At 38.9% G+C, this 24,181-nt stretch carries 11 protein-coding genes and 1 CRISPR repeat array; of the genes, 8 read left to right on the top strand and 3 right to left on the bottom strand.

What is annotated here, in order from left to right:
• Positions 1–11: 11 nt before the first annotated feature.
• Together MHH87_RS18550 and MHH87_RS18545 are read right to left on the bottom strand one after the other, a co-directional pair.
• The gene (locus MHH87_RS18550; RefSeq protein WP_340751320.1) at positions 12–1,082 is read right to left on the bottom strand and encodes an acyl-CoA dehydrogenase family protein; all 1,071 of its coding nucleotides are present in this window, start codon (positions 1,080–1,082) and stop codon (positions 12–14) included.
• Positions 1,079–2,233 carry an acyl-CoA dehydrogenase family protein gene (locus MHH87_RS18545; RefSeq protein WP_340751318.1) on the bottom strand — a complete coding sequence of 385 codons (1,155 nt, stop codon included), beginning with the start codon at positions 2,231–2,233 and terminating at the stop codon, positions 1,079–1,081. Before MHH87_RS18545 ends, MHH87_RS18550 begins: the two co-directional genes overlap by 4 nt.
• A gap of 479 nt (positions 2,234–2,712) precedes the next feature.
• On the opposite strand from MHH87_RS18545, the gene MHH87_RS18540 reads away from it, so the two are divergent.
• The 3 genes from MHH87_RS18540 (at position 2,713) to MHH87_RS18530 (ending at position 7,423) form a co-directional block, all read left to right on the top strand.
• On the top strand, positions 2,713–4,359 hold the full coding sequence (locus MHH87_RS18540) for a sigma-54 interaction domain-containing protein (RefSeq protein WP_340751316.1): 1,647 nt from the start codon (positions 2,713–2,715) through the stop codon (positions 4,357–4,359).
• Positions 4,360–4,625: 266 nt separating this feature from the next.
• Complete coding sequence (locus MHH87_RS18535) at positions 4,626–5,957, top strand: aminotransferase family protein (RefSeq protein ID WP_340751314.1); 1,332 nt, start codon at positions 4,626–4,628, stop codon at positions 5,955–5,957.
• Between the two features lie 74 nt (positions 5,958–6,031).
• On the top strand, positions 6,032–7,423 hold the full coding sequence (locus tag MHH87_RS18530) for an aldehyde dehydrogenase family protein (RefSeq protein WP_340751312.1): 1,392 nt from the start codon (positions 6,032–6,034) through the stop codon (positions 7,421–7,423).
• A 470-nt stretch (positions 7,424–7,893) separates the two neighbouring features.
• Here MHH87_RS18530 and MHH87_RS18525 read toward each other — a convergent pair whose 3' ends face one another.
• Positions 7,894–9,609 carry a hypothetical protein gene (locus MHH87_RS18525; protein WP_340751310.1) on the bottom strand — a complete coding sequence of 572 codons (1,716 nt, stop codon included), beginning with the start codon at positions 9,607–9,609 and terminating at the stop codon, positions 7,894–7,896.
• Between the two features lie 856 nt (positions 9,610–10,465).
• Between MHH87_RS18525 and MHH87_RS18520 the strand changes: the two genes are divergently transcribed.
• From MHH87_RS18520 to MHH87_RS18500, 5 genes are all read left to right on the top strand, one after another.
• Positions 10,466–12,019, top strand: a complete 1,554-nt coding sequence (locus MHH87_RS18520; RefSeq protein ID WP_340751308.1) for a primase C-terminal domain-containing protein — start codon at positions 10,466–10,468, stop codon at positions 12,017–12,019.
• A gap of 443 nt (positions 12,020–12,462) precedes the next feature.
• Positions 12,463–14,460 carry a methyl-accepting chemotaxis protein gene (locus MHH87_RS18515; protein WP_340751306.1) on the top strand — a complete coding sequence of 666 codons (1,998 nt, stop codon included), beginning with the start codon at positions 12,463–12,465 and terminating at the stop codon, positions 14,458–14,460.
• A gap of 773 nt (positions 14,461–15,233) precedes the next feature.
• Entirely contained in the window at positions 15,234–18,245 is a 3,012-nt protein-coding gene (locus MHH87_RS18510) for an efflux RND transporter permease subunit (RefSeq protein WP_340751304.1), read from the top strand.
• Between the two features lie 683 nt (positions 18,246–18,928).
• Positions 18,929–19,219, top strand: a complete 291-nt coding sequence (gene hepT / locus MHH87_RS18505; protein ID WP_340751424.1) for a type VII toxin-antitoxin system HepT family RNase toxin — start codon at positions 18,929–18,931, stop codon at positions 19,217–19,219.
• A gap of 743 nt (positions 19,220–19,962) precedes the next feature.
• A CRISPR array of direct repeats spans positions 19,963–23,101; the repeat unit is 36 nt; unit sequence GTTTTAGACCAATGTAATTTTAGAGAGTAGTAAAAC.
• Between the two features lie 251 nt (positions 23,102–23,352).
• Positions 23,353–24,180, top strand: coding sequence for a ParA family protein (locus tag MHH87_RS18500; protein WP_340751302.1), 828 nt, complete (start codon positions 23,353–23,355; stop codon positions 24,178–24,180).
• Position 24,181: the final 1 nt, after the last annotated feature.

Below are 24,181 nucleotides of genomic sequence, written 5' to 3'. Positions count from 1 at the left end.
GCCATTCATCCTTACACTTTGAGCGGTAGTGGATTTCTGCTACATGAAGTTAAATACGCCCATAGACTATCACCGCTAATTTCTAATAACTGTGTTGCCACAACATCCGTCCAGTAAGAAGTGTTAGCCCCTTCATCGCGCCACGACCAAAGTCTACGCGTATATTGGTGCAAGCTATGTTCGTGTGTCGTTCCGATTGCAGCATGTACTTGATGTGAAATCGTCGTTACTGCTTGAATGGCTTCTTCAAAACGAATGCGTGCATAGGCTACTTCGCTCGTATGACTATCCGTCAGAAGGGCATCAGTGACGTTATTAAATGCTGCTAAAGCGACAGCCGTTTCACCTGCTAAATACACGATATGCTGCTGAACGAGCTGGAAGCGATGAATCGGACGCCCGAATTGCTCGCGCTCTTTCGTATATTGAATCGTTAAGTCGTTTATTTTATCAATGGCACCCGCCATCAGTGCTAATTGAAAGGCTGTTTCGAGTATTGTCATTGCGTGAATCTCATCAAATGGTAACACGGCAGATACTTGTGAAACGGTAGCGTTATGAAACTTCACCGTATCACGTGGTTCACTCGCTAAATTCGTACTCGGCGTAATTTCAGCTTGGCTCAACTCTACTTCTACTAAGTGCGTGCCTTCTGCGCTATTGGCAAGTGTAACTAAGTGTTTTGTATGACGCGCCCAATGGATATGAATCGCTTCGCCCGATAGTTTGCCATCCTCTAGCGTAAAGGCTTGATTAGCAGCAAGCATATACGTCGCCAAATCCTCGACCACTTGTAAGTTCGTATATTCTAGTAAATAATTCGCCAATGTTGTCTCCATAAACGGAATCGGGGCAGCATATTTCCCTGTTAATCGAACGATATTCAGTAGATCTTCTAAATCGCCTCCTGCACCCCCATTTTCTTCGGAAACGGCTACGATCGTCATCCCGTTTTCTTCAAATAAGTTCCACACTTCTGGTGCCCATTTGCCTTGTTCTACAGTATCGACTAAATCTTTATCGATATTTTCTTTTAACATACGTTCTACCACATCTAAAATCATATCTTTCATTTCACTCATTGAGCTACAACCCCTTTCGCCACTACACCATATAGTACTTCTGAAGTTCCACCGCGAATCGTAAAGCCTGGCGCATGTAAAATGGACTCTGCCATAAAGCGATCAATTTTACGCTGAGCATCTAGTGTTGGATATGTTTGTACTAATAAACGTGTAATTTCAGGAATACTTTGCTCAAATTTCGTCCCAAGAGCTTTTACAAGGGCAGCAGGAATGGACACGTCATCACCGTCACCAGAGTCTAGCAACTGTGCCACACCAATTGAAAGGTTACGCAAGCTCCATAGCCGTGCCACAACTTTAGCTGCTTGTTTTAATCCTTCTGTATTGTTTTGGCGTTTTAGTTCTTGAATGAGTTCATCGATTAATGGAAATGTACTTAATATCCGTTCTGGACCACTGCGCTCAAAGGCTAGCTCTGCTAATCCTTGAACCCAGCCATTCCCAATTTCTCCTACAACCATGCTGTCAGGTACAAAGACATTGTCAAAGAACACTTCATTGTAATGATGTTCCCCCGTTAAAAACTTAATCGGTACAACGGTTATACCTTCTGCATGTAAATCGACAATAAGCTGGCTCAGCCCCGCATGTTTATGTTTTCCATCAAAAGGACTTGTGCGCACTAAAGTGACCATATAGTGGCAAAGGTGGGCGTTGCTCGTCCAAATTTTTTGGCCATTCACAATCCAGCCACCATCCACTTTTTCAGCCCGTGTACTTACGGATGCTAAGTCGGAACCACTATTTGGTTCACTTAAACCAATACCGAAGTAGCATTCGCCTTTCATAATTTGCGGGAGGAAAAATTCACGCTGTTCTTCTGTTCCGTAACGTAAAAGAAGTGGTCCCGTTTGACGGTCCGCAAACCAATGCGCTGCAACCGGCGCCCCAATGGCTAAAAACTCCTCCGTTATTATGTAACGATCGATTGTACTCCGTTCTTGCCCACCATATTTTTTTGGCCAAGTCATGCCAATCCAGCCTTTTTCCCCGATTAATTTTGAAAACGTAGGATCGTCTCCGCTTAACCACGAATCACATTTTGGCACAAAAGTCCCTTTTGCTAACTCTTCTTGTAGAAACGCTCGAACTTCTAAACGAAATTGTTCTTGCTCGTCCGTAAATTGCACAGTTGGTAATTGAAACATCGCCTAACTCCTCCTTTTTACCGCATTATAATAACTGTTTCTGTATATGTGTATTTTATTACTATGCATGTTTGCTAGTCAAACTTATTTTAGAATAATTTGAAAATTTTATAATTTATATTATTTGAGGAAAATATTGATTTAAGTAGAAATTTTAGCTGACATTCCTTTTGTGACGGCAAGTATGAAATGAAATGTCATGTAGTTATGAAATGAAAATCGATTAAAAAACGGCTAAAACAGTTAATCAAGGCTGAAAACAAACAAAGCCCATTAGCAGATCAGCAGAATATGAAACGCCTTACTGCATCCAGCTATTTTTATTCACAAATACACTATGGATGTAGAATGATATTCTCTTTAAGTCGATCTGGTAAATAGAGGGGAAATTAGCTTCGGAGTAGAATGTTATTTGGAGGTGAATACCCTTAGATAGTGAGCATCTTAGCGTATTCAAGTTTGGAAGGGATGTGATCTAGATGTCGACAGTAGAACTTCATAAAGAGGAACAATTTTTTATTGTGAATAATCATGAAGTGATTGTGAAAAATGATATCCAAATAGAGCTCCTTGAAAAAATAAAAGAAAAATATTGTAAAGGAAAAGAATCATTTGAGGCAGAAGGCTACTTTGTTCATGTAATAGAAACATTGCAAGGCAACTTATTTTATTTAAGGCCATTGAAGCAATTTAGCGAAATTGATTTTATGAACCCATTATTAAATAAAGTTTTAAACTCCATTTCAGATGGCATAACGATTTGTGACCGCAATGGTAAAATATTATTTCAAAATGATAATGATATTGAAATTGTCGGCATGGATTTAATGGGAAGATACGCAAAAGACGTAATAGCTGAAGGGGTAATGAGTGACTCAATATCGATGAAAGTGATCGAATCAAAAGAAAAAGTTACGATTTTGCAAACATTCATTAACGGAAAATGCTTTTTAGTTACCGGCAAGCCGATTTTCGATGAAGCTGGTGAATTGCAATACGTTGTAGCGATTACACGTGATATGACGGAGCTAAAACTGTTAGAACAAGAAGTACAAAAATTAGAAGTTCAAAATGAAAATTTTAAAAATAAACTACAAGCCTTACATAATAAAAAGTCTAGAAATAGTAATTTAATTTCCGTGTCACCTGCCATGATGGAAGTAGTAAAGCGTGTCATGAGAGTTGCAGAAGTAGAATCTACTGTATTAATCGGTGGTGAATCGGGTGTTGGTAAAGAAGAAATTACAAAGCTCATTCACGCGTATAGCAGACGTAGCGATAAGCAAATATTAACGATTAACTGTAGTGCAATTCCTGAAACATTACTAGAATCTGAGCTTTTTGGCTATGAAGCAGGGTCATTTACAGGGGCAGTCAAAGGTGGAAAAGCTGGGTTATTTGAAATCGCATCAGGGGGTACCGTATTTTTAGATGAGATTGGTGAAATGCCCTTGCTGCTGCAGGCGAAATTATTGCGAGTGCTACAAGAATCTGAAGTACAGCGTATTGGTAGTGGAAAACCTATTCCGATTGATGTGCGTATTATTGCAGCGACGAATCGAAACTTAGCGGAGATGGTGAGGCAAGGTGGTTTCCGGGAGGATTTGTATTATCGGTTAAATATCATCCCCATTGAAATTCCGACATTAAGGCAGCGTCGCGAAGATATTATTCCGATGATCAATCATTTTTTAGCTTTAATTGAAGAAAAGTATGGTATTCATCGGATGATTGAAACATCGGCAATGAAAATATTAGAGGCTTACGATTGGCCAGGGAATGTCCGACAACTCAAAAATATGGTGGAACGTATTTGTTTATTAGCGACGCAACCAGAAATAACCGTAAACACTGTACAACAGGAGCTAGATAGCAACCCCATTATTGTTCGTGATATAGAAAATACAGAACATAAGCAAAGTGTGCCTGAACAAATGGCAACTACGATGTTGAGTGGCACGTTAAAGGAGCAATTAGCAGCGTTTGAAAAGCAAATGATCAAGCAAGCGTTGTCTGAACATCCAAGTATACGACAAGCTGCAAAATCACTCGGCTGCGATCAATCTACATTAGTACGGAAAATACAAAAATATCAATTAACGCGTCACATATCATACGAAGACTAATGATGCATTTTTACATCAGAATTGTATTTACGCATGAAAAGTGGCAAAACAGCAATGCTTTCTCGTGTCGTATTGCAACGATAATGAAAAAATACATCAATGATTCTCAACAAAATATCTAATAATCATCTGTTAATACATTTAGGATGACAGAAGGGGCATTTTCAAAAAGAAAAATGCCTCTTTTTTAATTTCTTTAAGGAGTTGGCACGAGAATTGCTGTTATGAAAGTGTATGAAATTTTAAGGGGAAAGAGGTTCCTATTTATGACAATTCAATTAAAAGAAGAGTTAAAAGTATTAGATCAGAAGCATTTTCTCCATCCAACTACGTCCATTGAACAACAACAATCACAAGGACCAGCTGCTATTTTTACAGAAGGAAAAGGTATTTACTTAAAAGATATGGAAGGCAATATTTACATTGATGGTATGTCTTCTTTATGGAATGTAAATATCGGGCATGGCCGTGAAGAAATTGCTGAAGTGGCAAAGGAGCAAATGGCTACATTAGCATTCAGCTCATGCTTTGCTACATTTAGTAATGAACCTGCTATTCGTTTAGCGACTAAAATTGCTTCCTTAGCTCCTGGAGATTTAAATACGGTATTTTTCACTTCGGGTGGTTCGGAATCGAATGACACCGCGATTAAATTAGCACGTCATTATTGGTTACTAAAAGGGCAGCCGGAGCGTCAAAAAATTATTTCACGTACGCAGTCGTACCACGGTGTGGCAATGGGGGCAACAAATGCGACAGGTTTACAAGCATTCCGTGACTTTACGAAATCACATGCACCTGATTTCCACTATGTATACAATCAATCCGCGCGTAATTTACGTGAAACGATTGAAACGCTAGGACCTGAAACCGTTGCAGCATTTATTTCAGAGCCTGTACAAGGTGCGGGAGGCGTAAACATCCCGCAAAAAGATTACTTTAAAGAAGTGCGGGAAATATGCGATGAGTACGGTATTTTATTCATTGCAGATGAAGTAATTACTGGCTTTGGTCGTACTGGTAAATTTTTTGGCATGGAGCATTACGGCGTAGTACCTGATATGATGTCGTTTGCAAAAGGTGTATCCAGCGGTTATGTGCAACTTGGTGGAGTGGTGATTTCAGAAAAAATCCATCAAGAGTATTGTGAGCTTTCAAAAGGTACATTAATGCACGGTTATACGTACAGTGGTCATGCACTTGCCTGCCAAGTGGGGTTGAAAAATATTGAAATTATTGAGCGTGAAAAGCTTGTCGAAAATGCAGCAAATATGGGTGAAGCGATGTTAGAAGGCTTCAAAGCACTCCGAGAAAAATATAGCTTTATCGGACGCGTTCGTACCCTTGGATTACTCGGAGCGATTGAATTAGTAAAAAGCCGTGAGACAGGCGAGCTTTTCGAGACATTACTTAGCCCGATTTTCGTACAAGAAACAATGAAACGGGGCTTAATCTTACGAACGGTTACGTACGATCAAGATACAGTTGTCTTCTCGCCACCCCTAATTTTATCTAAAGCAGAACTAAATGAAATGTTACGTATTTTAGACGAGACATTTGAACATGTACGTAAAACAATTGTTGAGAAAGAAGGGTGAGCGATGATTAGTGGGATTCCAAAAGAAATAAAAAATAATGAAAATCGTGTAGGAATAACTCCTGGAGGTGTTTTATGACAACAATCATTCGAGAAATTCGTGAACAATTTAATCCAGCAAAACCATCTGAATGTATCGGTCAAGTAGAGCTATTAACACTGGATGAAACGAAAGCAGTCGTTTCAGCAGCTCAGGCAGCATTTGAAGGCTGGAAAAATACATCATCCGTAGCACGTGGAGAAATTTTACGCGTGATGGCTGACTTACTTGAACAAAATATCGATAAAGTGGCAGAAACTGCTTCGCGTGAAATGGGTAAAACGAAAAATGAAATGATTGGTGAAGTTAAACGTGGTGCGTCCATTTTACGTTACTACGCACAAGAAGGAATGCGTGCAACAGGTGAAGTATTACCTTCTGCTAGTGAAGCAAAAGTATTGTACACAAAGCGTGTGCCCCTTGGTGTTGTGGCAGCCATTACACCGTGGAATTTCCCTGTTGCCATCCCTTTGTGGAAAATTGCTCCTGCATTAGTGTATGGCAATACCGTCGTTTGGAAGCCTTCCATTGAAACGGCTTTAACGGGTAAGCTAATTGGTGAACTATTTGAACAAGCAGGCATGCCAATAAACGTTTTAAACGTTGTGCAAGGGCGTGGCTCAAAGGTAGGGCAAGTTATACTGGAAGCACCTGAAGTCAAAGCGATTACGTTTACGGGTTCTAATGGTGTAGGGCAAAGTATATTAAATACAGCTGGACCTACGAATAAAAAAATCCAACTTGAGCTAGGTGGGAAAAATGCTGCCATCATTTTAGCAGACGCCAATTTAAAATTAGCTGCCAGATTGACAATTGAAGGTGCGATGAAGCAAACGGGTCAACGTTGTACTGCCACTAGTCGAGTGTACATCGAAGAAGCCATTTATAAAGAAGCCTTAGAGCATTTAATCGCAGAAGCGAAGAAAATCGAAGTTGGTATTACGATGGGCCCTGTTTCATCTATAGGGCAATATGAGGATATTTTAGCGGCGATTGAAAAGGCAAAATCTGAAGGAGCTGACCTTGTATTTGGCGGTGGCCCTACAAAGGATAAATCAGAGGGATACTACATTGATCCTACGATTTTTACGAATGTAACGCATGAGATGGCGATTGCACGTGAAGAAGTTTTTGGACCAGTACTAGCGGTCATGAAGGTAAAAGATTACGAGGAGGCGATTCGATTATCAAACGATTCGGAGTTTGGATTAAGTGCCTCGATTTACACAAGCAATATTCAAAAAGCATTTGATTTTATCAATCGTAGTGAGGTAGGGCTTGTTCAAGTGAACGATGAAACGGGTGGAGCAGAACCTCAAGCACCGTTTGGAGGAGTGAAAAATTCAAGCACTGGTGCCCGTGAGCAAGGGCAGGCTGCGAAAGAGTTCTTTACTACAATGAAGACCGTTACGATAAATACAATATAAAATACGTGAATGATAGATATACTATTTCTTGTTGAATAATTTCAATAGTTTTTATCGTTTTGTGTGAATGAAAATCCAACTTCTCCAAGTAGATGATTATTTGAGTTCTCTACAAAGCTTGTTCTAAGAATTGATGTTGCTATGGGGAAGAGTTAACCTTTTTCCCATACCATCGTCTTGCGCTACTCAGTTCTCCTGTGTATTCTTGAACGCTTGGTGGAAGCCATTAATGACAAGGGGTAGAGAAACGTTGGTTATCTTCCTCTAATCTTCAGGAGGTAACATCATGAGGTTTAATTCACCCCACTATTTACGTACCCCTTTTTTTACCGACACTAGATTCATTAACTAGCTTCATATAATACCATTCTTCAACGCTAGCTACCTCTTTCACCCCACATAGCGTTCCTACCCTTAGGAAATAGCTAAAAAGAAAAAGAGCTAGCAAAGTATTCGCTAGCCCACTATTTTTATTCTTTTGTTTGCTGTTTCCCGGCAGCCCATTGCTCTAATTTTAAAATATTCGCTTTGCTGTAGCGTTTATTCTGTTTATTCAAGTAGCGAAGGAGGGTGCTATGGGAAAGCCCCATTTCCGTTGCAGCTTTTCGGATGCTTAATTGGTCCTGTTCAATTAACTCGGCGATATACTCTGGTGAAATTTCAATCGGCTGGTTTTCTTCTAGGCTCATTGCAATTTGTTCGGAATCTCCTGAAAGCTGCTCGGTAATCGATGAAGACACGATTGTGGCAGCGACCTCATGATTGACGACGGGTGAAGCTAATGTTTCGATATTAATTTTCTTTAGATTCTCTGCAATAATTTCATCTGGTGGAACGATTACCACCGTGAGAGGACGCCAATATTTTTGTACCCAGAAGCGCTTCCCGATCCGCTCTTCATCGATGGGTTCGGTGTAGTACCAGTTTTTGATGACATGATCGTGCTGAAGATCGTCTAGTACAGATTCAAGGCGATCACGTATTTGTACACCGTTATAACTTTTAGGAAAGGCCACCACATCGAGTAGTGTCTTAATCTTAAACGGCTGATGCAAAGTACGTTTTAACGCGCGTATTTTCCATTGGTAATTTAAATAACGTGTCAAACGTTTATGTTCTCGCTGCGTATGGTGACTATATTGAAAGACCTTTAAATCAAGTGCGCCGAAAGATTGCTGCTCATTGTTTAAATAATACGAAAGAATCGGTGCAGGGCGAATTTGTAAGGAGTAAATCCCTTTTGCCTTGCCGGTCTTTTTATCGTAAGCCATATCTAAACTACCAATGTCAAACATGCGATTAAATGTCGTGAAATCATACTGCTGTTCATCTGAAATCTTTTCCGTATCAATGACGGTTATATTGTCACCACGCATCGATACCCAAATACTTGACAGGGCAGCGACACGCTTCATAATACTAAAACGCTCTTTTTCACGGATATAGAAATCTTCCTTCATGGCATCCGCAAATCGGAGCTTCAAGGCCTCATCACTATGGAATTTAATGTATCCATCCGCATCTTTCGGCTGTACGATCCATAAATACGAAATCAAGTCGAATAAATCGGCTGTCCATTCATCGAGTGAACTCAGTGTCGATTCCATGAGGGATAGCCACATTTGCTGCTTTTCAGAATTGGCGATCTCCATCGTAAACGGTCGTACTTCGGCTTTCCCTCGTACGATTCCTTTATTATCTTGAATCTTCGCTCCGTATAAACCGTCTTCATTTTCAACAAATTGCTTTTTCTTTGTGACTAAATCACGCATCAGCTGATAATCCGAGTGCATCGTACCATACATATAATCGTTATCGAGTACTTGCTCTATGACTTCCACATGAGGTGGTTCATTTTCTGGAGCAGACACTTCATTTTGGAGATAAGGCCCAACTTCAGCTAGGATAGAATCGGTATAGTTGTGAATCGCATTACGAATCATCAGTTTTGTTAATGGTTGATTTGGGTATAAAGAGTCCGTAAAGAAATTACAAAGCACCTGTAAGCTCTGTGAAGGCACATGCAGGGCATTTACGCTTAGTAAAGACGCATCATGTACCCAACGCTCTAAAAGCTCGATATAGCGTGAATCTGCTTGAAATAGTGGAAGTGCTTCTTCTACTATGACTAACGGAAGCCATTCATTTTTAATAATCATACGTTCGGGCATATCTTTATAGGACATTCTAGTTCACCTCGTACATTCTATCATCCTCTTTAGTATAACAAAGATGAATTAATAGCCAATGCTTTATGAACCATTTTTGTAGTTAGAGTGATAAGATGAACCACTATTGGTCCAAAATATGATGAAATTCGACATTTTTCGGGAACTAGGTATGGTTAGGGGTCAAAATTGGTTCAAAAACAGAGGAAGTGGTTCATGTTTCGGAAACTAGGTGTACTTAGCATAAAATACGAACCACGGTAAATTTGTTCGGAAAAGAAGGGATTACGAGGATAAGAGCAAAAGTAAGTGGAGACTTTGTACATGTGCTATCAAAGTACAGCGTCACTTCCTAAACAGGGGATACAATGAACCGATTTTCGGGAACTAGGTGTACTAAAGTGGTTCATATTAAGAGAGTTTTCGGAAACTAGGTGTACTTAGTGAGTTTTCGGAAACTAGGTGTACTTAGAAAGATAGGCATACCAACAAATGGCTTTAAAAGTGGTTCATATTTTGTTCATCTTCGGGAACTGGGTGTACTAATAAATGAACCAGGTGCCTTTTTTTTCGGGAACGAGGTGTACTTAGGGGCGTAATGAAAAGTGCTAGAAAGGTTGTTCTATCAACGTATAGGGGCTATTTTGGTTCATATTAAATAGTGGTTCATATTCGGAAAAGTGGTTCATTTTTTCGGGAACTCGTCATAGAAACTTTTTTTTTCAAAATCTCGCAATCCCTTGTGGCTCTAAGAAAAAAAGTGGTTTGAAAAAGTGGTTCAAAAACGCTTAGAGAGGCCCATTTTGCAAGTGGTTCATTTATTATACTTGTCCTTAGTGAAATCGAACGTTCTAAGGGCATGAGGTGAACCATAATGGCACAAGCAGCAGTTCAAGATGAACCAGTACTCGTAAATCTCGCACAGGTCTATGATGTGATCTTACATGAGGGGCTGACTACCTATAAAACCAAATACTCCAATGCGCCCCTTCCGAAACGAATAGAGGCAGCGAAAATCGATGCGCGCTCGAAGAAGGGGGCTGTCTTTGTCGTGCGTTCAAAAGCAGACTTCCACACAACGGGCGTAAAGGGCTACATTGTGACGTCCAAAGAAACATTACTTGAAGATGCACCGGGCTTAACGCATTTTACACCAAATGTGTACCGTCAGTATGGATACGCTGATGATGCAAGGCGCATGATACGTGGCTTTGAGGAGCGTAACCTTCTGCAAATTAACACGTTCGTGGTCGATATTGATACAAAAAAGCACACGGTACAAGAGATTGTACTCACGTGTATGGACCACTCGATCGGTCTACCAACGTTAATTGTCGCTTCAGACCGTGGCTACCAGGTGTACTTTACGTTAAAGCAGCCACTATTTATCTCAAATAAAAACGATTTTCGTGGATTAGCTGTCGCAAAACGAATCGCTGATAATCTAAAAAGAAGTTTGAAAGACGTCGATGCCGATCTGTTTTGTAATGACTTTGGCTTCTTCCGTTTACCAAAGGCCGCGAATATCGTGTTTGCGCAAGTAACGAATACATATAGCATGGCAGAATTCATCAATTGGTCCACTCGCTCTGATGACAACATCGAGCGACCGTTATTTGTCGTCCCTACAAAACTATCAAAAGCTTCTGTGCTAGATTCAGAGTGGTTCCAAGCATTAGTACATGCCGTTGATGTAAAAGGACAGAAAGGGCAAATCGGACGGAATAATACGCTCTTTACGCTCGCGCTCGTTTGCTTTAGTGAAGGGTGGGACAAGTCCCGCACATTGGACTTTATTGACGAGTACAATTACCGCCTACGTTACCCGTTAACAGGCGCGACGATCCACAGCATACTGAATTCGGCGTATTCTGGGAAGTACAAAGGGGCAAGTAAAGAATACATTGAGGCATTATTAGCCCTACATGTATCGAATGGCCAGTCTATTCCAGTAAATACAGGGAGACATGTCTGGTATAAGTTTAAAAAGGACAGAGAAGACCGTACACGAAGTCATTACGACGAATGGGAACAAGACATCATCGCGTACATCACGGCAGAAAATAACCCTTCTGAACCGTTTATTTGGCGTACGCAAAAAGAAATATGTGAAGCAATCGGGATTCCACAAAGTACATTGAACCAGGTACTCAAATCTTCTACGAAACTACTAAAGACCGTTACCGGTAAGGGACGGAACGCAAAAACAGGCTGGACAACCGTTCACCTGTTTATTCAGCATGCGATGCAGTTGTTACAAGCGTCAAAAGCGAATTACCGTCGTCAGCTGCTCCAAATGATTCAGGAGTGGACAGAAGAGCTCGAACAGGTTGGTGGGTACGAAAAATTAATGACGTACGTAGATCAGCTCATCTTTCAGCCAACTGACCGAATACCCATCGACCAATCCTTTGAAGCATCAGGTTAATTAAATACTCCAGTCTGCCTTTACATATTTCTATTTACGTTTGGCTTTTGGCTGGAGTAGCGTAATTTACTAGAGTTATAGTTTTAGGTATTTGAGGACTCTATTTTGGTTAGTTGGTTTAGATGATGGCTTATGTTTAGGTTTGATTAGGGGGATAGTTAGAACACGGGGATTTTAGAACTGGTCTAGATAAATATATTTGTTTTCTTAAGGGAAAACACTTCTCGTGGTTTGTCTCGATAACAATTATGATACGTGAGTTTTGCTTTTAAACTGCAGGTAAATGGAGAGTTTTCGAATTACTATATGGTGATGAACTAGTATCTTCTAACTATTACCATTTTTTGTAATGATTACTTCTACCTAAACAAATGAACTTTATGGTCGATAGTTTTTAAAGTAATCCTATTTTGAACAAGTGAAAGAGAAGGTGTTAGCTATATATGTTTAAATCTGTAAAAACGAAAATTATCATGACAGTCATGGTCCTATTTTTACTAGGGATCGCGTTTATGACGGTGATTAGTAGTACACAAGTAAAAAATACAACTGAAAAAAGTGCTACAGAAGCTAGTGCAGCACTTGTGAAAGAAATTAGCTTTTCTATTGAAAATTTCCTTGGTCAATATGGGAAGGGGATTGGACAACTGTCTACAACACCAACAGTCATTGACTTTGCTCTTGCTGGACAAGACGTTTCCACAAGTCCAACCGTTCAGGCCCTTAAACAAGAGTTTAGTCACTTTTTAGGTTTCTATGAAGATGCAGCCTCTGTCTATATAGCTCTTCCTACGAAGAAAATAATAATCATGCCACAAGCAGACCTCGGAGCTGATTATGATCCAACAAAGCGTGAGTGGTATCAAAATGCGGTTGCACATCCAGATACGATCCAATGGTCTAAACCATTCATGGACTTGGCAACGGATGAATTGGTTGTTGCGGTCACTAAGGCTATACAATCGAATGGCCAAGTCATTGGTGTTCTTGCACTTGATATTAAGCTTACTGAATTAGCCAGTGAGATCAAATCCAATGATGTCGGTTATGGTGGGTATCCAATGGTATTGGATCCAGATGGTACAGTTATTGCCCATCCATCGAGCAACGGAGAGAATTTTATGGAGATGCCCTTCATTGCAGATATGTATAAGGCAGGTAATGAACAGAATACTTCCTACTATGAGTACGAGGGTGTTGATTATGTAAATGTTCATACGACACTACCGGAACTTGGTTGGAAAATTTCTGCCGTGTATCAGGAAAAAAATATTAATGCGACAGCAACCCACTTACGGACATCCATGATTTTTGTCGCACTTGTTACGTTATTTATTATTTTCATCGGATTGTATTTCACAATCAGCCGAACGATTAAACCGATTGGTGTATTAAAAGCACTTATGAATGCTGTTTCACAAGGTGATTTAACGGTTCGTTCGGATATTAAAACAAAGGATGAAATTGGGGAACTTGGCGCTAATTTTAATATGATGATTGACAATATGAATGCCATTATAACGGTTGTTAATGACTCTGCCTCGAACGTCCGTGCTAGCTCGGAAAGCTTAAGTGCAGTTGCGGAAGAAACAAGTGCATCGGGTCAAGAAGTGGCACTTGCCGTTACGGAAATTGCAGAAGGTGCATCGAAATCTGCAGAAGACGCAGAAGTTGTTACGGAACGTGCGTATGCGCTTGGTCAACAAATTAACGAAATCACAACGAAGGCAGGTATCATGTCTGATATTGCAACGAAAGCAGGCGACATGAATACGAACGGACAAGGTCAAATGCACCAGTTGAAACAATCCTTTAGCGATTGGGAAACGAATTTGCATGCCATGTCAGAAGTCATTAGTACGCTTGAAACGAAAGTAAAAGCAATTGGTGGCGTCATGGAAACGATTACCGAAATTTCATCCCAAACGAATCTACTTTCATTGAATGCCAGCATTGAAGCTGCACGTGCGGGTGAGCATGGCAAAGGATTCGCCGTGGTGGCTGAAGAGGTACGTAAACTTGCCGAACAATCGGCACGCGCGACAGAAGAAGTTAAATTGACTGTTCAGGAACTGCAAGCAGAATCTAGACTCGTTACGCATCAAATGAATGACACACGTGAAAACTTCCAGCGTCAAGGTATAGTTGTTAACAACACTGAAACTACTTTTGGAGAAATTTCAAAATTGATGGCAGCTATGCAAGATTCAATTGATGAAGTCTATATCGAAATCCAAAAAGTAGCCATGCATAAAGATGATGTTTCGGATACGATCCAAACGATGGCAGCCACATCGCAAGAAACAGCTGCTGCTTGTGAAGAAGTGAGCGCCTCAACAGATGAACAGCTGCGCGCGATTTTGTCTGTAACGACTGCAGCAGAAACATTAACAGGATTGAGTGAAGAATTAAGCCTGGCCGTTCATCGCTTTAAAGTCTAACAACAAGAGGTTCAAAAAGGGAAAGCCCGTACTGATGGCAGAAGCTTAGGATCGATAGGGGATGCTGTCATCTCACGTTTTGTACGGTGAATAGTCAGTCAAAAATAATGGATGTTAATTGAATACCTTTACTTTGATGACGATCGAATTAATTCCATAGGTCACTCAAATAAGCCCGCTGAATTTGTAAACATCCAATTCAGCGGGTTTTTTATTGCCAAAATTTGATTTCAAAAAGTATATAAGTTTTTTGGAGTATCTATTCAGCGTCCCAATCCTAGTGATAAAACAGTCCGAATAGGTTCAATGATTGGAGCAGTATTTGGAATATTCATACTGATTCTTGGCATTATTCGAGGGTTTAAATGGAGTTCAATAGGTGGTTCATTCGTGGCTGTATCTAATTTAGGGGACTTACTGTCAAAGAAGAACTCCTAAATTGTAATTTTTTCAAAACCGAAACTGTACAAGTAAATACTATATGCTGTCGTACAATGTAGTCTCTCTTCCCACTTTAATAGACACACCTCATTTCAAGCAATAAAAATGCGTAAATCAGTCTTAAGGCTGAGAGGTAGGACAGTCTTAGGTTTGTTGCCAATAAAAAGAAAAAGAATTACAATTACAACGTTAATGGGAAAATAAACCATAAATTGAATCTTTAATGAGCTTAGTGGGGTCTTACTTTTCGTTAATGCAGCCAAAAAAGGGAAACATTTTTTTGAGTTCTAGACAAATGTAGTGAAAAAGGGGAAGAGGAAGGAGATTTTTTTATGTCTTTGTTTACAAAATGGTCCTTTAAAAATAAAGCGGCCATTACGTTAGTGACAGTTCTAGTTTTACTATTAGGGATTGTTAGTTATTTCAAGTTACCAATGGAGTTTTTGCCACCAGCTGATCAACCACAAGTAACGATTATTGCAATGGGGCAAGGGGTCGATTCTAATTCGATGGAACAACAGGTCACAACGCCAATTGAAACGGCAGTGGGGTCTGTCAAAGGAAAGAAAGATGTTTTCTCTACAACAGGAGACGGGTTTTCGAAGATAGATATTTTCTTTGAGTCGAAAACGAATATGAAAGAGGCCAAGCAAGAAGTGCAAGAAGCGCTTGCAACGTTGACACTCCCGAATAATGTTCAGAAACCTTCAATTGTTCAATTAAATACATCCATGATTCCAATTGCACAGGTTTCTATTACCTTTAAAGATGGATTAACACGAAGCAACAGCGAATTTGCGAAGAAAAAGATCATTCCAATGTACAAAGATATAAAAGGTCTCGCAAACGTGCAAACCTTTGGTACAGAGAGTTCATATGTTTCTTTAGAATTAGATAATAATATTCTAGCTGAAAAACAATTATCACTTGAGAACGTAATGACTGCGCTTCAGGGGCAAAATCTTTCTACGGCCGTCGGTGAAAAAACGATTGACGGAAAAGCGAGTAACATCAAAGTCGTTGGAACATTAAATTCGGTGAAAGACATTGAACAATTATCCATTGCACCAGCTGTGAAACTGGGGGATGTTGCAAAGATAAGCATTAAAAAACCAAATACGACACTTACTCGGGTAAACGGTAAGGATGCCTTGTTCCTTATTATGACAAAAGAAAGCAGTGCGAACGCAGTAAGTACTGGGAAAGAAATTGCAGAAGTAACAAAGAAAATAAATAAACAATATCGTGAAGTCCAAGGTGATGTTATTGTTTCAACTGCGGATATGATTGAAAGTTCAGTTAACACAATGCTGAAGGAAGTATTATTGGGTGCACTGTTTGCAACCATAGTGATTGTTCTATTTTTAAGAAACCTTCGTTCAACATTTATTACGATCGTCTCAATCCCACTTTCTCTAGCTTTTACACTGTTTCTACTATGGATGTCAGACATTACCTTAAACATTTTGACACTAGGCGGAGTAGCGGTAGCAGTTGGACGACTTGTTGATGATAGTATCGTCGTCATTGAGAATATTTTCCGCAAAATGCAAAAGGAGAAATTCTCGGTACGTCTTGTTACGGAAGCGACGAAAGAAGTAGGAACGGCAATTTTAGCTTCTACATTAACTACGGTAGCCGTTTTCTTACCAATCGGATTAGTTAGTGGCGGTTTACAAGATTTCTTAATGCCATTCGCCTTAACCATCACGTATTCTTTGCTTGCATCATTAATTGTGGCAGTTACCGTTGTACCGCTGATGAGTTCAGCCTTATTGAAAAATAGTAAACTCGCTGTGCATAAACCAGCAATACGTTTCTCTCGCTTATTAACATGGACATTAAACCATAAATGGGTTGTCTATCTTCTGGCTATACTATTGTTTGTAGGTTCAATTGGGACGTATTTTGCAATGCCTAAAGGAGCAGTTGACAAATCGACAGCTGATTACGTGATTGCTTCTCTAGAGTATCCAAATGATACTCCTCTTGAAAAAGTAAAAGAAAATACACTTCGACTTGAAGATTTCATCCATTCACAAGATGAAGTGAAATATGAATACACACAGCTTGGGAACACGGAAGATGGAGCAAGTTTTGGGAATGTTAATTCTCCAACGCTAGCGACAATCGTGGTGATATTAAAGGATAAGAAAGACACGGAACAAATCATTGAACGACTTGAAAAGCAAAAGAAGGCGTATGAGGGTGCTGTACTAACTGTAAACACAGCTTCCTTTATGTCAGGTTCGTCTACCGATATTACAATTGATGTCATGGGTGACGATTTAACACAGATTGAAGAAACAGCCACAAACGTGAAGGGGAAAATCGAGGGAATCAAAGGTATCGAAAAAGTAACAACAAATCAGGATGCCAAAAAAATGATTTACTCATTTGAAGTGAATGCTGCAGAAGGAAGTGCAATGCAAATTTCTCAGCAATTGGGTGTTTATTTAAACCGAACACCTATGGGCATGGCAACTATTGATTCACAGCCTACATCCATCATGCTAGAGCCTCTGTTGAATCCAAAAACGAAAGAGGACTTAAATAATATGTTAATTGCTACACCTACAGGAATGGAGCCTATTTCCAAGGTAGCAACGTTAAAAGGGGAAGAGAAGCCCACAAATGTATTCCATAAAGATGGTGATTCGTATGTACGTATTACCGCTAATGTTGACCCTGAAAAATTATCTAAGGTCAATGCAGAGATCACAAAAGCCATCTTTGGTGAGAAGGATGCAAAGGGAATGAAAATTCCAGACGGAGTGAACGTGTATATTGGTGGTGCAAGTGCACAACAAGCTGACGATTTCTCTGATTTATTTATCACCATGCTTGTGTCGGTTGGCATTGTATTCTTAATTATGGTTGTTACCTTTAAGACATTCCGTGCCCCAATTGCTATATTATGTTCACTACCATTAGCTGCAATTGGCGCCATTCTTGGGCTATTAATAAGTGGGATTACTGTAGATATTACGGCATTACTTGGTGCCTTAATGTTAATCGGTATTGTAGTGACGAACGCCATTGTATTGTTAGACCGTGTCAAACAGAATGAACAAACGATGATCATTCGTGATGCGCTAGTAGAAGCAGCAGCGACAAGAATGCGTCCAATCTTAATGACGGCAATGGCCACTGTCAGTGCGATGATTCCCTTATTATTTAAACAGGCAGAGTCGACTAGTTTAGTATCAAGTAGTCTTGCAGTTGTGGTAATTGGCGGATTAACAATGGCAACATTATTGACACTTGTGGTTATTCCAGTTGTATATGAATCACTTCATTTCCGAAAAGCAAAGAAACAGCTAAGGGAAAAAGCAGGTGTATAGAAGAAAAGTGTCAGCTACACTCGCCCAGCCGTAATGGAGATCAGCAAGCATTCTAATATTGTTATTCTCTCTAACCAAATGTATGGGGAAATTACAAAAATCATGGAGAACTCAGCCTACACTATCTAGGCTGAGTTTTGTGCTGTCTATTTGTGTAGTCCTTACAAGGGTCGCAGGGCTTGGTCTAAAACAATCCAGGCACCAAGCAGAAAATAATATGAGCCGTATATACGATAAAAAATCATGATATATGGTTATTTGTGATGCGTCTAGGAATGGTGCGCTTTTTTATAATTCGGGCTTACGTTTGTTTCAGAACTCAGTACATCTACAATAGCCTCCATAGTTAAAGGAACACTTCCGTATAAAAGGGCGAGATGTCCTGAGTGATTGGGTATATTCATATATCCATATACGAATATATCAGTATATCCGTATGCGCATATACATAAAAAACCAGGATTATACCGTTTTTTGATGGGAGTGCAGGTGAAGAGAGGGTTGTTTCAAGTTGAAGTTGGGGCAAAGGATCGGATTTTTCGGTTGTTGAAATGTTCCCTTCAACGCATGTCTTTCCAATTCTACTCTACTCTATGCCATCCTGCGCAAAACTTCGCTGTTCTTTTCTAAACTTTTCTACTGTTTCTATTTCAATGGTCCTCTAGTTAACGGAAGCCCCTGTCATTTCCTGTTTTAGACGTGCCTGTGAAGCGAGTATTGACCTCGCTATGCATCTTGTCAGTGAGAAAAAATTAGGTTTACCAAAGGCAAGCCGAGAAGCGTTTCAGTTGTTACAGGAGGCAGGCATCATGGATGAGGCACTTGCGAAAACGTTAATGAACATGGTAGGTTTTCGAAATAGTGCAGTGCAGGATGATCAGGCGATTGAGCTCGATATTCTGCAAGCGATTTTGGATAAACATCTGAGTGATTTCACCTCCTATACAAAGATAATTTTAACGTATAACGAATAGTGGGGGCGTTTGTGCGGTTTTAGAGTATTTTTTTCTGTTCGATTCTATCCTATTCTGCGCCAATCTTTTCTATTGTTTGTTAGTCAATACTAGTACAAGTTTGGATTATAGAAAGTGTATTAAAAAATTGATTCAAGAGCTGACTAAAATCAAATTTACCGAACACAAAAAGAAGACCGCATAGAGACAAGCATGAGTACGACAATATCAAAAAGCAAAGTTGTTTCAAAACCTCCCTCCAAAAGGCCATATAGTTACATTATTAATAACTATTAAGCTTGAGCAGGTGAATGTAAGCAATAAAACGGGAGTACCTTTATCTATTTTTGAAAATTGGTAATTTTTATTAGAAAATGGGCTGCATTTAGTTCATAATAAAAATACCAATGTATGTATTTACCATTTCCCAGAAAATGAGTTCGGTCAAATAAGTTTTGAACAATTATTTATTTGTTTAAATGAACAAGAGTGAACGATAATCTGCCTAACGTCCAATCCATATTTACTTGAATTAGTTGAACATCAAACCATTCATCTAATTAAATCCACTGAATCACGTTATGAGATTAAATTGTGATATAAGGAACTAAAGCGATTTAAACTAGATGCCCTATACAAAACGGAGCAGCGGACAAAAAATTAGCAGTTCAAGATTACTTTCATGACACAAGCTTTATTAGTGGAAAAATAGCTCATTTTTTAACTTGCAACCGTTTTTAAAACACTACGTACTAAAATTTGAGGTTTTAGACCAATGTAATTTTAGAGAGTAGTAAAACTGCGTTGTTCTAATTGATGAAGCGGGACGTGTTTTAGACCAATGTAATTTTAGAGAGTAGTAAAACCGAAAATAGCGGATGCTAGTTTGTAAGTCTGTTTTAGACCAATGTAATTTTAGAGAGTAGTAAAACTTGAACTTCTGGTGGTTTAACTTCAATTGAGTTTTAGACCAATGTAATTTTAGAGAGTAGTAAAACGGCGGTTTAATGACTGCTGCCATTCGTCAAGTTTTAGACCAATGTAATTTTAGAGAGTAGTAAAACGTCGATGGTACGATAACGTCCGTAGCCAATGTTTTAGACCAATGTAATTTTAGAGAGTAGTAAAACGAAAGTGGCCAAACTCTTATCCACTTGGTGGTTTTAGACCAATGTAATTTTAGAGAGTAGTAAAACTTCAACATCGTTGAATAATTGTCACTCGTTGTTTTAGACCAATGTAATTTTAGAGAGTAGTAAAACTGCATATTCGTCGACTGTCAATTCGCAAGGGTTTTAGACCAATGTAATTTTAGAGAGTAGTAAAACGTTAGCAGCAGCAGGAAAAGCGAATTGCAAGTTTTAGACCAATGTAATTTTAGAGAGTAGTAAAACCATCAACAACTGTCTTAATAGTTGTTTGCAGTTTTAGACCAATGTAATTTTAGAGAGTAGTAAAACTAGGAATTGATAAGTTTAAATGGCTGACTTGTTTTAGACCAATGTAATTTTAGAGAGTAGTAAAACTTGCTATTAGGCACTTTCCCCCTATCCATGGTTTTAGACCAATGTAATTTTAGAGAGTAGTAAAACAATAACTGGAACTACAGAGCGAATCGTAAAGTTTTAGACCAATGTAATTTTAGAGAGTAGTAAAACTGCCCGAAGGTAGCTTAATAGATACATCCAGTTTTAGACCAATGTAATTTTAGAGAGTAGTAAAACTGAGTTTTCATAATCCAATCACCATCTTTTGTTTTAGACCAATGTAATTTTAGAGAGTAGTAAAACACTCTTTCAATAACTTCTGCAACTTGAGCTGTTTTAGACCAATGTAATTTTAGAGAGTAGTAAAACAGAAGAACGGGTAAAACGAATTGAAGCATCGTTTTAGACCAATGTAATTTTAGAGAGTAGTAAAACTAGGATGTATGCAGACCAGCCTGTGCGTGTGTTTTAGACCAATGTAATTTTAGAGAGTAGTAAAACGCATTGATCGCAACGGCAACCATTCCCGTGGTTTTAGACCAATGTAATTTTAGAGAGTAGTAAAACCGACGATAAAACCGATACCGGAACTTGTACGTTTTAGACCAATGTAATTTTAGAGAGTAGTAAAACCGCAGGCGGTGGTGCATTTAAAGACATTACGTTTTAGACCAATGTAATTTTAGAGAGTAGTAAAACCTATGCTGCTCATGAACTCGGTCATTACATGTTTTAGACCAATGTAATTTTAGAGAGTAGTAAAACGCTTCTTGTTGCAGTTAAGGTTTGAGCATGGTTTTAGACCAATGTAATTTTAGAGAGTAGTAAAACCTATGCTGCTCATGAACTCGGTCATTACATGTTTTAGACCAATGTAATTTTAGAGAGTAGTAAAACGCTTCTTGTTGCAGTTAAGGTTTGAGCATGGTTTTAGACCAATGTAATTTTAGAGAGTAGTAAAACCAGGCTCTGCTAGTTCCCCTTCTCGGTTACAGTTTTAGACCAATGTAATTTTAGAGAGTAGTAAAACGGTTCCTGCTGTTGCAGAAGCGGCATATGTGTTTTAGACCAATGTAATTTTAGAGAGTAGTAAAACATGGATTTTGTCTCCTGCTACGGTAGGGGAGTTTTAGACCAATGTAATTTTAGAGAGTAGTAAAACTAATATGTCGTTAAAACTCTTAGACTTGTCGTTTTAGACCAATGTAATTTTAGAGAGTAGTAAAACCCTAGAAGGAACCATGACATCAATCACCAAGTTTTAGACCAATGTAATTTTAGAGAGTAGTAAAACTTGCGATATGGCTACAATGCAGGAACTACTGTTTTAGACCAATGTAATTTTAGAGAGTAGTAAAACTTTGTCGTTCGTCGAAATATCCGCGACTTTGTTTTAGACCAATGTAATTTTAGAGAGTAGTAAAACAGATCCAACAAAACCTGATACTGACGGTGAGTTTTAGACCAATGTAATTTTAGAGAGTAGTAAAACAAGAGGTTTATCGTTTTGTAAAAACGAAAGGTTTTAGACCAATGTAATTTTAGAGAGTAGTAAAACTAATGGGTTCAGAATGTCGTGTTGTGTTATGTTTTAGACCAATGTAATTTTAGAGAGTAGTAAAACTAAAAATGATGGCATATTGTCTACTAAGTAGTTTTAGACCAATGTAATTTTAGAGAGTAGTAAAACAGTAGATAGATCTACAATTTTATTTTGTAAGTTTTAGACCAATGTAATTTTAGAGAGTAGTAAAACATTGTGCGATGTCCTCCACAGTTGATGTAGGTTTTAGACCAATGTAATTTTAGAGAGTAGTAAAACAATCTATTAAAGTATCTAGAGTAATTTCTTGTTTTAGACCAATGTAATTTTAGAGAGTAGTAAAACCCAACCTTTGACGTCTACCTTGCCCCCAATGTTTTAGACCAATGTAATTTTAGAGAGTAGTAAAACCAAATTAACTAAAATTGATTTTGTGCAGCAGTTTTAGACCAATGTAATTTTAGAGAGTAGTAAAACACCAATTTGTACCGAGGATGATATTCTTCTGTTTTAGACCAATGTAATTTTAGAGAGTAGTAAAACGAGTGTTTTAAAGGCAAAAGACAGATACAAGTTTTAGACCAATGTAATTTTAGAGAGTAGTAAAACTGAAGCTGAAAGTGCTGAACGAAATCACTAGTTTTAGACCAATGTAATTTTAGAGAGTAGTAAAACAAACGAATTGGGCCAAGAAATCAGTTTTGAGTTTTAGACCAATGTAATTTTAGAGAGTAGTAAAACTCAGTATCATACAGTGCATTGTGAATTTCTGTTTTAGACCAATGTAATTTTAGAGAGTAGTAAAATACCTGTGAAGAAAACGCAAGATATGGATTTGTTTTAGCCCAATGTAATTGTACAGAGTAGAACATCAGCCGCAATTAATGAGCCAGACTAGTAAAAGTCGTCGTCATTAATTGCTTTTTTATTATTTTCAGAAGTTGATATATGCATATACGAATTTATTAGTATATGCATATATGTAATTAAGACCACCGTTCGAACCTGCTCCCACCAATCCCAAATAAATCCTCCGTCCCCTTGTAATTCAAAAAACTCTCAGCTAAAATATATACATATATGTTTGGAGAAAACATTTCATTCCAATGATTGGGGGAGAAGACGTGTCAAAAGACAAAGAAGCAATTATCGTAACGTTTGGTAATTTTAAAGGTGGGACAGGCAAGACGACGAACAGCACCATGATCGCGCACGCATTAGCCCTGAAAGGATATAAGGTGCTGTTATGTGACCAAGACCCGCAAGCGAACGCGACATCCCTGTACCTGAAAACGAAAACGCTTGTGTCAGATGAAATTGTTACATTCAATAAAACGTTAATGGCTGCGATCCAAGAGGAGAACCTCGCACAAATCGTGACCGAGGTAAAAGAAAACCTGTACTTGCTACCAAGTTTCAGCGATTTCGCACTCTATCCTCGTTTCTTAGAAAAGAAGTTTCCGAATGACACGACAGCGCGCGTTCAATACTTCTCTACGTTAATCGAACCAATAAAAAAAGATTATGACTTCATCTTTATCGATGTACCGCCAACCATCTCGATTATTACGGATGCAGCGCTTTATGCATCTGATTTCGTGGTGGTCGTCCTGCAAACACAAGAGCGCAGTTTACAAGGGGCCGAGGTCTTTACGGGCTATCTGCAATCACTTATTGACGATTACGGTGCAGATTTAGATATCGTCGGCATATTACCGGTGCTCCTGAAAAATGGTGCTGCGGTCGATTTAGCCACATTGGAAAGTGCACGCGATATTTTTGGTGCCGAGAACTTATTTGATAACGTCGTGACGAACATGGAACGCTTAAAACGCTTCGACATCACAGGTATCACAAATATCGATATGCATGACCGGAAAGTACACAAGAGCTACGAAACGATTGCAGAAGAATTCATTAAGCGTGTCCAAGCCGAGCTCGTGGAGGTATAAC

The sequence above is a fragment of the Solibacillus sp. FSL H8-0538 genome (assembly GCF_038003525.1).
In the GTDB taxonomy this organism is placed as follows: domain Bacteria; phylum Bacillota; class Bacilli; order Bacillales_A; family Planococcaceae; genus JBBOPI01.
The sequence above is the reverse complement of the archived record's forward strand: the minus strand, read 5'-3'. Positions and strand labels throughout refer to the sequence as shown.